Here is a 12,656-nt window from a genome sequence, read left to right as displayed (position 1 = left end):
CGGGCGGTCGTGGCGCTGCTGCGGGCGGTCGCCGAAGCCGGTGGCCGGGCCGCGCGGGCGGCCTTCATAGCCGCTGGCGTCGTGCGGCGGCCGGTCGCGCGGGCCGGCTTCGCGCGGCGGGCGGCCTGTGGGGCCGGCATCGCGGCGGTCGCCACGCGGGCGGTCGTCGCGGGAACGGTCGAAGCGCGGGCGGTCGCCTTGTGGGCGGTCGCCGTGCGGCCGGTCGCCATGCGGCCGGTCGTCGCGAGGCCGGTCGAAACGGGGGCGGTCGCCGTACGGGCGGTCGCCTTGGGGCCGGTCCCCTTGCGGCCGGTTGCCGTAGGGCCGGTCACCTGGCGGCCGATCACCCTGGGGCCGGTTGCCGTACGGCCGGTCGCCCTGCGGACGGTCATCACGCGGCCGGTCGAAGCGCGGGCGGTCGCCTTGCGGACGATCAGTGCGTGGACGATCACCGTACGGCCGGTCACCCCGTGGCTGGTCGCCCCGGGGCCGGTCGTCGCGCGCGCGGTCGAAACGGGGCCGGTCACCCTGCGGGCGTGCATCCGGCGGGCCGTCGCGGCGCGGGCGGTCATCGCCCCGGCCGGGGCCGCGCTCCTGCCCGCGGAAGGCTTCCTCGCGGGCGGCGCGGTCGGCCTGGGCCTCGGCCAGCGTGCGCTGGCGGCGGGGAGCGGTGGCGGAACGCAAGGGGGCGCGCGAACGGTCGCCGGCGCCGGCAGCTGCCGGCTTGTTCTTCAATTTCAGGGTGGCCATGTGACAAGGCGCGGCCAGAAAGTGGCCGGCAAGGGGGCGATTGGACCACGCCCCGCTCGTCAATCCGCCTAAAGGGTGGGCCCGAACAGCTCGGCGATGGCGGTGCGGTATTGCGGCTGCGCCAGGTCGTTGGTGTTGTGGTGGGTGCCGCCGTCCACCAGCAGGAAGCGCTTGGGCGCGGTGGCGCGCTCATACAGCGCCCGGCCCAGCTCGGGCGGGATCAGCTGGTCTTCGCTGCCATGCACCACCAGCACCGGCGCCTTGACGCGGGCGATGCGCTCGCCGGCCTCGAAGCGCTGCGTCAGCAGCGGCCCCACCGGCAGCCAGCCCCAGCGCATGGTGCCCAGCACGTCGCGGATGGAGGTGAAGGTGTTCTCCACGATCAGGCCGGAGGCGTCGGGCACCTCCTGCGCCAGGTTCACCGCAATGGCGCCGCCCAGCGAGTGCCCGAAGATGAAGCGCCGCGAGCCGGCATGGTGCTTGGCCAGCCAGTCCCAGGCGGCCCGTGCGTCCTGGTAGGACATGGTTTCCGACGGCAGCACCGCGGTGCTGCGGCCGAAGCCCCGGTAGTCGATGCCCAGCACCGAGAAGCCGAGCGAATGCATGCGCTGCATGCGGTTGGCGCTGCCGCGCACGTCCCAGCGGGCGCCGTGCAGGTAGAGCATCACCGGTGCATCCGGCCGCGGCTGGGGGAGGAACAGCCCGTGCAGCTTGACCGGCTTGCCGGCATGCCAGCCGCCGGTGGGCACGTAGTCGATCCACACGTCCTGGAACTCGGCGGCTTCCAGGTCGCCGCCCCACCAGGTGCCGGGCGTGGGCTGGAAGATCCAGGTGCGTTGCTGCTCGTCGAGAGAAGCACAGCCGGCCGCCACCGCAGCCATGAACAGCACACCGAACAACTGGGCCCAACCCTGGCGGCACAGCCCTGAAACAACCTGGACGACCTGACGCATGGGCCGCGATGCTTGCACACACCGTGCCGCGCGCCGGCCGGCGCGGCGGATTTTCCTCAGGCCGCGGCGGACATCCCGCCGCGTTTGCACTGCAGCAACATGCTTCATGCAAGCGTGTGCGGACGGCGCCGATTCAGCCGCGGGCGCGGAACACCGACACCGCATCCACCAGGTGGTGGGCCTGGTTGCTCAGGCTCTGCGCGGCCGCGGCCGACTGCTCCACGAGCGCCGCGTTCTGCTGGGTGTTGCGGTCCAGCATGCTCACCGCCTCGCTCATCTGCCCGATGCCCACCGTCTGCTCGCGGGTGGCTTCGCTGATCGAGGAGATGAGCGACTGCACCTCCCGCACCTGGCCCATGATCTTGTCCATCGCCTCGGCGGCATGCACCACCTGGCGGCCGCCTTCCTCCACCCGCTCCACGCTGGTGCCGATCAGGCTGCGGATCTCCTTGGCCGCCTGTGCGCTGCGCTGCGCCAGGCTGCGCACCTCGCCCGCCACCACCGCAAAGCCGCGGCCCTGTTCGCCGGCGCGCGCGGCTTCCACCGCGGCATTCAGCGCCAGGATGTTGGTCTGGAAGGCGATGCCGTCGATCACCTCGATGATTTCGCCGATCTGCTTGCTGCTGGCGGTGATGCCCTGCATCGTGGTCGTCACCCGCTGCACCACCTCGCCGCCTTCCTGGGCGGCGGCGCTGGCGCTGCAGGACAGGGCGGTGGCGCGCTCGGCAGCCTCGGCGTTGTTGCGCACGATGGAGCTCATCTCCTCCATCGACGCGGCACTCTGCTGCAGGCTGGCGGCGGCCTGCTCGGTGCGGTCGCTCAGGTCGACGTTGCCCTGGGCAATCTCTCCGCTGGCCTGTTCCACCGTCACCACCTGCTCGGCCACGTCGTCGATGATCCAGCGCAGCATCAGGCCCAGCTGGTTCAGCGAACGCATCGTCAGCCCGATCTCGTCCACCCGGTCCATCGCCTGGCCGTTGACCTCGCCACTGGCCACGCGGCGGGCGTGGGCCATCACGCTTTCCAGCGGGCGGCTGACCTGCGCCTCCTGCATCCACAGCGCGGCCGCGGCCAGCACGCCGATGACGGGCGCGGCCACCGGCAGCGCGGCCGCACCGGCCACCGCGGCCACGGTGCCGACGGCGCCGGCGGCCATGCCGATCATCGGCAGGCGCAGGCGCCAGCGCACCGGCATCGTCTTGTGCAGCGTGGTGATCGCGGCCCAGCCGCGGCGCACGATCACGCCCTTGTGGAAGGCACGGTTGCCGGCGCGGCCTTCGCGGAAATCGGCATACAGCGCCTCGGCGCCGGCCACTTCCTCGCGGCTGGCATGGGTGCGCACCGAGAGGTAGCCCACCGTCTGGCCGTTGCGGTTGACCGGCGTGGCATTGGCGCGCACCCAGTAGTGGTCGCCGTCCTTGCGGCGGTTCTTCACCAGCGCGGTCCAGGAATCGCCTGCCTTCAACGTCGCCCACATGTCGGCGAAGGCTTCCTTGGGCATGTCGGGGTGCCGCACCAGGTTGTGCGGCTGGCCGACGATCTCCGATTCTGCAAAGCCGCTGACCGCCACGAAGGCCGCATTGGCGTAGGTGATGCGACCGGAGGTGTCCGTGGTGGACATCAGCGTCGCGTCAGCGGGGAAGGTGTACTCACGCTGACTGACCGGAAGATTGCTGCGCATATCGACTGCCTACTGCACTACGGGGTGGAATACCCCCGGCGAGTGCGTCTTCCGGCGGGCCTGACTCTTATCGGCAGGCCCGTGCAGACTTTTCGGCAAAACAGGCAGCCGTTACAAATTGACCGCCTCCTCCAGCAGGGCGCTGCGCCCTGCGGGCTGGCAAAAAGTGCCGGCGACCGCGCCCCATTCGGTGCCGAAGCGGCTGTCGATGAAGGCGGCGGCGGTGGCGGGGCGGCCGTGCTGCAGCAGCAGCGCGGCCTGCGCCAGCAGCACCAGCCGTTGCGTGAGCAGCCGGGCCATCGGCTCGAGGCCCTCGGCCGGCGGGCTGCCGAGCAGCTGCTGCAGCGCGCCGCAGGTGGCCGCCACGGCCGGCGCGCCGGCCACCGCCTGCGCCAGCTGCTGCAGCACCGCGGCCGATTCCGCCGGATGGCGCTGCAGCGCCCGCAGCACGTCAAGGCACATCACGTTGCCCGAACCTTCCCAGATCGAGTTGACCGGCGCCTCGCGGTACAGCCGGGCCAGCGGGCCGCCTTCCACGTAGCCGTTGCCGCCCAGCACCTCCATCGCCTCGGCGCTCAGGGCCACCGCACGCTTGCAGATCCAGAACTTGGCCGCCGGCACCAGCAGCCGGCACCAGGCGCGGTCCAGCGGATCGGTGCCGGGATGGCGCGCGGCCAGGTCCATGGCCAGCAGCGTGGCCGCTTCCGATTCCACCGCCAGGTCGGCCAGCACCGCGGCCATCAGCGGCTGCCCCACCAGCCGGCGGCCGAAGGCCCGTCGGTGGCGGGCATGGTGCAGCGCCTGCACCAGCGCCTGGCGGATGAAGCCCGCACTGGACAACGCGCAGTCCAGCCGCGTCAGGCTGGCCATGTCGATCAGGTGCGCGATGCCGCGGCCTGGCTCGCCCACCCGCACCGCCCAGGCGCCGTGGAACTCCACCTCCGCGCTGCTGTTGGAGCGGTTGCCCACCTTGTCCTTCAGCCGCTGGATGTGGATGGCGTTGCGGCGGCCGTCCGGCTGCCAGCGCGGCATGAAGTAGCAGCCCAGGCCGTCATCCCCGCAGCGCGCCAGCACCAGGTGCCCGTCGCTCATCGGTGCCGAGAAGAACCACTTGTGGCCGGTGATGCGGACTTCGTCGCCCCATTCGCCGCTGCCGGCCGGCACCGCCTCGGTGAGGTTGCTGCGCAGGTCGCTGCCGCCCTGGCGCTCGGTCATGCCCATGCCCACGGTGACGGAGCGCTTGCCGGCCGGCGGCCGGTCGGCCGGATCGTGGCCGGTGGACGCCAGCAGCGGTTCCAGCACCGCATACAGCGCCGGGTTGCGCCGCAGCACCGGGATGGCGGCATGGGTCATGGTGGTCGGGCAGCTGGAGCCGGACTCGGTCTGGCAGTGCAGCATGTGCGACGCCGCCCGGGCGGCCCAGGCCGACGGCCGGTCGTCGAAGAAGGGCAGGTTGGCGATGCCGTTGCGCCGCGCCATCGCCATCATCGTGTGCCAGGCGGGATGGAAGCGAACGAGGTTGATGCGCTCGCCGGTGCGGGAATGCGTGTGCAGCTCGGGCGGATGGCGGTTGGCATCCTCGGCCGCCTGCAGCGTGGCGGCCGCGCCGTATTCGGCGCCCTGGCGCATCAGCGCCGGCTCGTGCCAATCGGCGCCGGCTCGCCGCACCGCCTGCTGCAGCACCGGGTCGGCGGCATACAGGTTGTAGTCCTCCAGCGGAGGCACCTGGTTGTGCGGGAAGGGGTCTGAAGGGAGAGGGGCTTGGCCGGCCATCGCATCACTCCTGGCGCCAGGGCGGGCGTGCAGCATGCTGCGCCCGCGCCGACGGCGCCAGGGGGCCGGCCCGCAGACGGTCAGGCGGCCAGGGCGCGCAGCATGCGGCGCGGCGGGCGCTGCGGCTCGCGTGACAGGCGCTTGGCCAGCCGGCGGCCGAAGTTGGACAAGGTGCAGTGCTCGCCATGGCCGACGATGACGCCCGGCTCCGGCTCGTCCAGCGCGTCTCCGCCCTCCACCGGCAAGCCCAGCGCGCGCAGCACCTGCACGCCTTCGCCGGTCGCGGCCAGGGTCTTGCCCGCCTCGTAGGCCTGCTGCACGAAGCTCAAAGCCTCGTCGCTGAGCTGCAGCGTCTCGGCGCAGAACAGGCCCGAAGGCACGCACACCGCGTCGAAGTCCGCGGCGGACACCGCGGCCACGCTGTGCTCCGGCGACAGCATGCCGCCCAGCTGCGTGCTCACCGGCGCGATCTGCGGCGCCACCAGCTGCACCTGCGCGCCGGCGCGGTCCAGTTCGGCGATCAGGCGGGCCACGCAGAGTTCGTCCACGCCATCGTCGATCAGCATCGCCACCCGCCACTGGCGCGGCGTGCCCAGCAGCGCATGCGCCTGCAGGCCAGGCGAGGCGCTGCCGTGGCTGGTGGCAACGGGACGAGAGGTGGATTCGAAGCTCATGACGCTCACTCCTGGCTTTTCTTGGGGCACTGCACGCAGCACGATGGGCACAAGACTAAGGGTCACTCCCTAGGCGCCGCTGTCGGGACGCTGCGCCCGCGCGTGTAGGACAACGCCTCATGGTTGCCGCAGTGCAGCAAACCTCGCCGACTCAACGGCCGCGAAGGAAGAGGGCGTCCAGCTCCCGCATGCCCAGCTGACGCCAGGTGGGCCGGCCGTGGTTGCACTGGTCGGCGCGCTCGGTGCGCTCCATGTCGCGCAGCAGCGCATTCATCTCGTCCAGCGTGAGCTGGCGGTTCGCCCGCACCGCGCCATGGCAGGCCATGGTGGCCAGGATCTCGTCGCGGGCGCGCTGCAGCACCTGCGCGGCGCCCACGTCGCCCAGCTCGGCCAGTTCGGCCAGCACCGAGCGGGCCAGTGCCACCGCATCACCGCCGGCCAGCGCCGCCGGCCGGGCGCGCACCGCCAGCACGCCGGGGGACAGAGGGCCCAGGTCCAGGCCCAAGGCCAGCAGCGTCTCGCGCTGGCTCTCGGCCACGGCGATCTCGGTGGGTGAGGCGGCGAAGGTGGCCGGGATCAGCAGCGGCTGCGACTCGATGGCAGCCGCCCCGACGCTGGCCTTCAGCCGCTCGTAGACGATGCGCTCGTGGGCCGCATGCATGTCCACGATCACCAGGCCCTGGCGGTTCTCGGCCAGCACGTACACGCCGCCGATCTGGGCGATGGCGCGGCCCAGCGGCCAGTCGGCCGCGGGTTCGGCGGCGGCGGACACCGCCGAGCCGGGCCGCGGCTGCCACGGCGCGGGCGGCTCCTGCGCATAGAGCAGCGCGGCGGTCTGCAGCGCCAGCGCCGCCTGGGCCGGGCCATCGCTGCGCGGCATGCGCACGAAGCTGGCGCCGGCCTGGGCGGCGGGCAGCCAGGCGGGCAGGCGCGGGGCGATGCCGGACGACTCGGCCGCAGCCTGCGCAGGCGCGTCCGCGGCGGCCTCCGCGGTGGCGCCCGGTGGCTGCGGCCCGGCGGTCAGCAGGCCAGCGCCGGCCGTGGCCTCGCCGGCCCGGGACACCGCCAGCGCGCCGCCTACCGCGCGGTGCACCGCCTGGTGCACGGCCCGGCCGTCGCGGAAGCGCACCTCGATCTTGGTGGGATGCACGTTCACGTCCACGAGCTCGGGCGCGATGGTGGCGAACAGCACATAGGCCGGTTGCCGCTGGCCGTGCAGCACGTCCTCGTAGGCCGAACGCACGCCATGGGCGATCAGCCGGTCGCGCACGAAGCGGCCATTGACGAACACGTACTGCTGGTCGGCCCGCGCGCGCGACGTCTCGGGCAAGCCGGTGCGCCCCTGGATGGCCAGCGGGCCGGCCTCGTGCGCCACCGCGCGGCTGCCTTCCAGGAAGTCCTCGCCCAGCACGTCGCGGATGCGCTGGTCCAGCCGCGCCGCGCGCCACTGCGCCACCAGCCGCCCCTCGTGCCACACCGCGAAGCCCACGTCCGGCCGCGCCAGCGCGTGGCGGCGCACCGACTCCAGCGCATGCGCCATCTCGGTGGCATCGCTCTTGAGGAACTTGCGGCGCGCCGGCGTGTTGAAGAATAGCTCGCGCACCTCCACGCTGGTGCCCACCGCGCGGGCGGCCGGGCACAGCTCGCCGGAGCGGGCATCCAGCCGCACCGCATGCGGCGCACCGGCGGTGCGGCTGAGCAGCGACACGTCGGCCACCGAGGCGATGGCGGCCAGCGCCTCGCCGCGGAAACCCATGGTGGATACCGCTTCCAGGTCGTCCAGCGAGCCGATCTTGCTGGTGGCATGCCGGCGCAGCGCCAGCGGCAGCTCGGCCGGCTCGATGCCGGCGCCGTCGTCCTCCACCACGATGCTGCGCACGCCGCCGCCCACCAGCTTGACGTGGATCTGCGTGGCGCCGGCGTCCAGCGCGTTGTCCACCAGCTCGCGCACCACCGAGGCGGGCCGCTCCACCACTTCGCCGGCGGCGATCTGGCTCACCAGCTCGTCGGGCAGCTCGCGGATGGGACGGCGGGGCGCGGCGGCAGCGGCAACGGCTTCGGAGACGGAACTCATCCGGTCATTCTAGAAACTTGCTGCACCGCGATAATCCGCCGCCATGGAACTCCTCGCCGCCCTCATCGACTTCATCCTGCACGTGGACGTGCACCTCGCGCAGTTCGTGGCCGACCACGGCACCTGGGTCTATGCGCTGCTGTTCGCCATCATCTTCGTCGAGACCGGCGTGGTGGTGATGCCGCTGCTGCCCGGCGACTCGCTGCTGTTCGTGGTGGGTGCGCTGGCCGGCGCCGGCCTGCTGAACCTGCCGCTGGTGATGGCGCTGCTGGTGGCCGCCGCCATCCTGGGCGACCAGCTGAACTACACCATCGGCCGGGCCATCGGGCCCCGGGTATGGGGCTGGGAGAACAGCCGCTGGTTTAACAAGCGCGCCTTCGAGCAGGCCCACGGCTTCTACGAGAAGCACGGCGGCATCACCATCATCATCGCCCGCTTCATGCCCTTCATCCGCACCTTCGCCCCCTTCGTGGCCGGCGTGGCGGCGATGAGCCGGGGCAAGTTCACCGCCTACAACGTGGCCGGCGCGTTGCTGTGGGTGGTGGGCATCACGCTGGCAGGCTACCTGTTCGGCAACATCCCGTTTGTCAAGCAGCACCTGGACAAGATCATCTGGGCCATGATCATCATCCCCGGCGTCATCGCGCTTGTTGGCGGCTGGCGCGCGAGACAGGTCAGCCCCCAAGCTCGCTGACGCTCGCTGCCCCCCAGGGGGGCGCGTTCAGCCTTGGGGCGGCCCGGCGGCCGAACGGTCCGCGCCGCCCGCGCGGCTCACAGCTGGCGGTTGCGCGCCAGCGGCGGGTTCTTCGCGAAGTAGCGCTGGATGCCGGTGGCCAGCGCGCGCACCAGCTGGCGCTGGTACTCGGCACTGCGCAGCTTGTCTTCCTCTTCCGGGTTGGAGATGAAGGCCGTCTCGACCAGGATGCTGGGGATGTCCGGCGCCTTCAGCACCGCAAAGCCGGCCTGCTCCACCCGCGGCTTGTGCAGCTTGCCCACGCGGTCCAGCTCGCCCAGCACCTCGCCGCCCACGCGCAGGCTGTCCTTGATCTGCGCATGCGTGCTCATGTCCAGCATCGTGCGCAGCACCTGGGCATCGGCCGACTTGAGGTTCACCCCACCCACCACGTCGGCCGCGTTCTCGCGGTTGGCCATCCAGCGCGCGGCGGTGCTGGTGGCCGCGCCCTGCGACAGCGCGAACACCGAGGCCCCGCGTGCCCGCGGCGTGATGAAGGCATCGGCATGGATGGACACGAACAGGTCGGCCTGCACCCGCCGCGCCTTCTGCACCCGCTCGTGCAGCGGCACGAAGAAGTCGGCGTCGCGTGTCATGAAGGCGCGCATGCCGGGCATGGCATTGATGCGCTCGCGCAGCTGCAAGGCCACCGACAGCACCACGTCCTTCTCGCGCAGGCCGCTGGGGCCGATGGCGCCGGGGTCTTCGCCGCCATGGCCGGGGTCCAGCGCCACGATCACCAGGCGGTCGATCTTGTTCTGCAGCGCGGCCCGCGGGCCGGGCACGGCGGTCACCGGCGGCGGCACCGGTGCGGCAGCCACCACCGGCGGCGCGGCCGGCGGCGGCAGGCCGGGTGCGGAAGCGGCGGCCGGCGGCACCGGCGCGGCGGCCACCGGTGGCGGCGTGCCCACCTTGCCGATGAATTCGCCCAGCGCGTCCTGCACCGTCTGCGCCGCATCGCGCTCGGAGGCTTCCTTGTCGCGGATCAGCGCCAGCAGCGGATCCATCGGCTGGGTGGGGTAGAGGTCGAACACCAGCCGGTGCTGGTAGGCCGCCACCGGCGCCAGCGCGAACTGCTGCGGCGCGGTGGCCTGCTTCAGGTCGATCACCAGCCGCACCACCCGGGGCTGGTACTGCCCGACGCGGATGCCGCCAATGAAGGGATCGTCCGCCCGCACCTTGCCCACCAGCTCGCGCAGCTGCGGGCTCAGCTCCAGGCCTTCGATGTCCACCACCATGCGCTCGGGGTCGGACAGCAGCTGGTGGCGCGCGGCCAGCGGCTGGTCGCTCTCGAGCGTGACGCGGGTGTAGGCATCGGCCGGCCACACGCGCACCGCCACGATGCCGGCACCGAAGGCGAGGTCGGCCGCGCCCAGCAACAGCACCAGGCCGCCGGCCTGCTTCAGGAGGTGCCTGCGGCTCGTCAGGGCGCGGCTCACAGGGCGTGCAGCAGCGCTTGGCCGCGGGGAGTACAGGCTTGCATCGTCACGGTGCGTTGGTCGTCATCCTGGGGTTGCAGTTCCATGCGCAGGTCGGGCACCGGCAGGGCGGCGGCCACCTTCTCGGGCCATTCGGCCAGCTTCAGCCCCGGCTGCGCGAACACGTCGCGGAAGCCGGCGTCGTCCCACTCGGCGGGATCCTCGAAGCGGTAGAAGTCGAAGTGGGAGACGGCCAGTCCATCGGCCAGCTCATAGGGCTCCAGCACCGCATAGGTCGGGCTCTTGATGCGGCCCTGCACGCCCAGTGCACGCAGCAGGTGGCGCACCAGCGTGGTCTTGCCCGCGCCCAGCGGGCCGTGCAGCTCGATGAAGGCATCGCGCAGCAGCGGCTGGGCAGCCAGCGCCTGGGCGACGGCCGCGCAGGCGGCCTCGTCGGGCCAGTGCAGCAGGCGGGTTTCTAGAATGGGGCGATGCGGGAGCGTCTTCACGACATCGACGGGCAGGCACTGCTGGAGCAATTGCGCGCGTGGGCAAAGGAGCTGGGATTCTCCCAGATCGGTGTGGCCGACGTGGACCTGCAGGACGCCGAAGCCGGCCTGCTGCAGTGGCTGCACAACGGCTTCCATGGCGACATGGCCTACATGGCCGCCCATGGGCTGAAGCGCGCGCGGCCGAGCGAGCTGGTGCCGGGCACGGTGCGCGTGATCACCGCCCGCATGGATTACCTGCCGTCCAGCGCCGGCCCCGACTGGCGCGAGCAGGAATGGCGCCGCATCGGCATGCCTGGCCTGGCCACGGTCTCGGTGTATGCACGCGGTCGTGACTATCACAAGGTGTTGCGGGCGCGGCTGCAGAAGCTGGCCGACCGCCTGGCCGAAGCGGTGGGACCGTTCGGCCACCGCGTGTTCACCGATTCGGCGCCGGTGCTGGAAGTGGCCCTGGCCACACGCAGCGGCCTGGGCTGGCGCGGCAAGCACACGCTGTCGCTGCGGCGGGATGCGGGCTCGATGTACTTCCTGGGCGAGCTGTTCGTCGACCTGCCGCTGCCGCTGACCGAAGCCGAGACGCCGCATTGCGGCCGCTGCACCGCTTGTCTAGACATCTGTCCGACGCAGGCCATCCTCGCCGCGGGGGTGGTGGATGCGCGGCGCTGCATCTCCTACCTCACCATCGAGCATGCGGGCCCCATCCCCGAAGCACTGCGCGCGGCGATGGGCAACCGCATCTACGGCTGCGACGACTGCCAGCTGGTATGCCCGTGGAACAAGTATGCGCAGCGCGCGGTGCTGCCCGACTTCGACGTGCGGCCGGAGCTGGCCGCGCCCACGCTGCTGCAGCTGTGGTGCTGGGACGAGGCCACCTTCCTGCGCCGCACCGAAGGCAGCGCCATCCGTCGCATCGGCCACGAGCGCTGGCAGCGCAACCTGGCCGTGGCGTTGGGCAATGCCTGGCGGGCCACCGGCGACGAGGCCATCGCCGCTGCCCTGCGGTCAGCCCGCGATGCCGCCACGCCGCTGGTGCGCGAGCACATCGACTGGGCGCTGGCTCAACGCAACGGGGTCCCCACCAACGGCCCCAGCGCCGCATGGGCGCCCAGCGCCAGGGGCACGCTCACCATGCCCAGCAGCGTGGACAGCGTGACCAGCCCCGCCACGAAGCTGGCATGACCGCCCAGCCGGGCGGCCAGCACATAGCAGCTGGACGCGGTGGGCAGCGCCGAGAAGGCCACGATCACCAGCTGCTGCAGCGGTGCCAGGTCGGTGAAGCGCACGCAGACCACCGCCACCAGCGGCAACACCAGGTGGCGTATGCCCAGCAGCGCGGCAGCCAGCCGGGGCGCATCGCGCAGCGCGCCGAAGCGCAGGCCGGCGCCCACCGCCATCAGGCCGATGGGCAGCGCGGCCAGGCCGATGCGGTCCAGCGTGGTGGCCACGGCGGGCGGGAAGCTCAGGCCCAGCAGGCTGGCCACCAGGCCGCCAAGCGTGGCCACGATCAGCGGATTGCGCACCAGCTCCTTCAGGAAGCCGTGCCCGCCGTGGCGTGCCAGCGGCCATACCGCGGCGATGTTGCAGGCCGGCACCGCCACCGCCACGAGAAGGGCCACGGCGGCCACGCCGGGTGCGCCGCCCAGCCGCTCAGCCAGCGCCAGCGCCATGTACGAGTTGAAGCGGAAGGCCACCTGCGCGCCCGAGGCATGCATGCGGGCATCCACGCCCGGCCATCGGCCCAGGGCCATCGACAGCACGATGCCGGTGCCCACGATGGCCAGGCCCGCCACGCCCAGCGTGGCCAGGGCCGAGGGCTGCAGCGGATTGCGCACGATGGCGTTGAACAGCAGCACCGGAAACAGCAGGTAGTACACCAGCCGCTCGGCGCCGTCCCACACGCTGCGGTCCAGCAGGGTGTAGCGGCACACCAGGAAGCCCAGCACGATCAGGAGGAAGTCGGGCAGCAGGAGCAGGGCGGTGTGCATCGATGGCAGTCTGCCATGCGCCCTATGATCGCCGCTCCTCACAAGGAGCATGCACCGATGATCCCTCAGACGAAACGCAAGACCCTCAAGACTCTGGCTTCGCTCG

Annotated in this window: 9 protein-coding genes and 2 pseudogenes; 3 read left to right on the top strand and 8 right to left on the bottom strand. The window is 72.1% G+C overall.

From position 1 onward, the window contains the following. Positions 1-822 (top strand): annotated as a pseudogene (locus tag VO99_RS31015) (hypothetical protein); the annotation flags it as partial. Here the strand turns inward: VO99_RS31015 and VO99_RS24940 are convergent. From VO99_RS24940 to mutL, 5 genes are all read right to left on the bottom strand, one after another. Next, positions 819-1,703, bottom strand: a complete 885-nt coding sequence (locus tag VO99_RS24940) for an alpha/beta hydrolase (protein WP_083440914.1) — start codon at positions 1,701-1,703, stop codon at positions 819-821. The pseudogene VO99_RS31015 and the gene VO99_RS24940 overlap by 4 nt on opposite strands. Before the next feature lie 133 nt (positions 1,704-1,836). Next, positions 1,837-3,384 carry a methyl-accepting chemotaxis protein gene (locus VO99_RS24935; RefSeq protein WP_046115657.1) on the bottom strand — a complete coding sequence of 516 codons (1,548 nt, stop codon included), beginning with the start codon at positions 3,382-3,384 and terminating at the stop codon, positions 1,837-1,839. Positions 3,385-3,495: 111 nt separating this feature from the next. Then, the gene (locus tag VO99_RS24930; RefSeq protein ID WP_046115656.1) at positions 3,496-5,157 is read right to left on the bottom strand and encodes an acyl-CoA dehydrogenase family protein; all 1,662 of its coding nucleotides are present in this window, start codon (positions 5,155-5,157) and stop codon (positions 3,496-3,498) included. 80 nt (positions 5,158-5,237) lie between these two features. Next, a complete protein-coding gene (locus VO99_RS24925) occupies positions 5,238-5,831 on the bottom strand; it encodes a DJ-1/PfpI family protein (RefSeq protein WP_046115655.1) in 594 nt (197 codons plus the stop codon). A 151-nt stretch (positions 5,832-5,982) separates the two neighbouring features. Beyond that, positions 5,983-7,905, bottom strand: a complete 1,923-nt coding sequence (gene mutL / locus VO99_RS24920; RefSeq protein ID WP_046115654.1) for a DNA mismatch repair endonuclease MutL — start codon at positions 7,903-7,905, stop codon at positions 5,983-5,985. Positions 7,906-7,948: 43 nt separating this feature from the next. Here mutL and VO99_RS24915 point away from each other — a divergent pair, with 43 nt between their 5' ends. Next, positions 7,949-8,599, top strand: a complete 651-nt coding sequence (locus tag VO99_RS24915; protein ID WP_046115653.1) for a DedA family protein — start codon at positions 7,949-7,951, stop codon at positions 8,597-8,599. A gap of 77 nt (positions 8,600-8,676) precedes the next feature. Here the strand turns inward: VO99_RS24915 and VO99_RS24910 are convergent, their stop codons facing one another. Further along, complete coding sequence (locus VO99_RS24910; protein WP_083440913.1) at positions 8,677-10,077, bottom strand: N-acetylmuramoyl-L-alanine amidase; 1,401 nt, start codon at positions 10,075-10,077, stop codon at positions 8,677-8,679. Next, positions 10,074-10,565, bottom strand: coding sequence for a tRNA (adenosine(37)-N6)-threonylcarbamoyltransferase complex ATPase subunit type 1 TsaE (gene tsaE / locus VO99_RS24905; protein WP_046115666.1), 492 nt, complete (start codon positions 10,563-10,565; stop codon positions 10,074-10,076). Before tsaE ends, VO99_RS24910 begins: the two co-directional genes overlap by 4 nt. Between tsaE and queG the strand changes: the two genes are divergently transcribed. After that, the gene (gene queG, locus VO99_RS24900; RefSeq protein WP_046115651.1) at positions 10,548-11,744 is read left to right on the top strand and encodes a tRNA epoxyqueuosine(34) reductase QueG; all 1,197 of its coding nucleotides are present in this window, start codon (positions 10,548-10,550) and stop codon (positions 11,742-11,744) included. The genes tsaE and queG overlap by 18 nt on opposite strands. On the opposite strand, the pseudogene VO99_RS31550 reads toward queG, so the two are convergent. Then, positions 11,654-12,550: pseudogene (locus VO99_RS31550) on the bottom strand (AEC family transporter); the annotation flags it as partial. The gene queG and the pseudogene VO99_RS31550 sit on opposite strands and share 91 nt — an antisense overlap. Between the last annotated feature and the right edge of the window lie 106 nt (positions 12,551-12,656).

This window comes from Aquincola tertiaricarbonis, assembly GCF_000969605.1.
GTDB classification, from domain to species: Bacteria; Pseudomonadota; Gammaproteobacteria; order Burkholderiales; family Burkholderiaceae_C; genus Aquincola; species Aquincola tertiaricarbonis.
Note: the sequence above shows the minus strand (reverse complement) of the source record. Positions and strands in the feature narration are given on the sequence as shown.

Bases quoted from the DNA above. Each gene is read 5' to 3' on its own strand.
- VO99_RS24940 (WP_083440914.1), bottom strand. From the start codon at position 1,703: ATGCGTCAGGTCGTCCAGGTTGTTTCAGGGCTGTGCCGCCAGGGTTGG.
- VO99_RS24935 (WP_046115657.1), bottom strand. From the start codon at position 3,384: ATGCGCAGCAATCTTCCGGTCAGTCAGCGTGAGTACACCTTCCCCGCT.
- VO99_RS24930 (WP_046115656.1), bottom strand. From the start codon at position 5,157: ATGGCCGGCCAAGCCCCTCTCCCTTCAGACCCCTTCCCGCACAACCAG.
- VO99_RS24925 (WP_046115655.1), bottom strand. From the start codon at position 5,831: ATGAGCTTCGAATCCACCTCTCGTCCCGTTGCCACCAGCCACGGCAGC.
- mutL (WP_046115654.1), bottom strand. From the start codon at position 7,905: ATGAGTTCCGTCTCCGAAGCCGTTGCCGCTGCCGCCGCGCCCCGCCGT.
- VO99_RS24915 (WP_046115653.1), top strand. From the start codon at position 7,949: ATGGAACTCCTCGCCGCCCTCATCGACTTCATCCTGCACGTGGACGTG.
- queG (WP_046115651.1), top strand. From the start codon at position 10,548: ATGCGGGAGCGTCTTCACGACATCGACGGGCAGGCACTGCTGGAGCAA.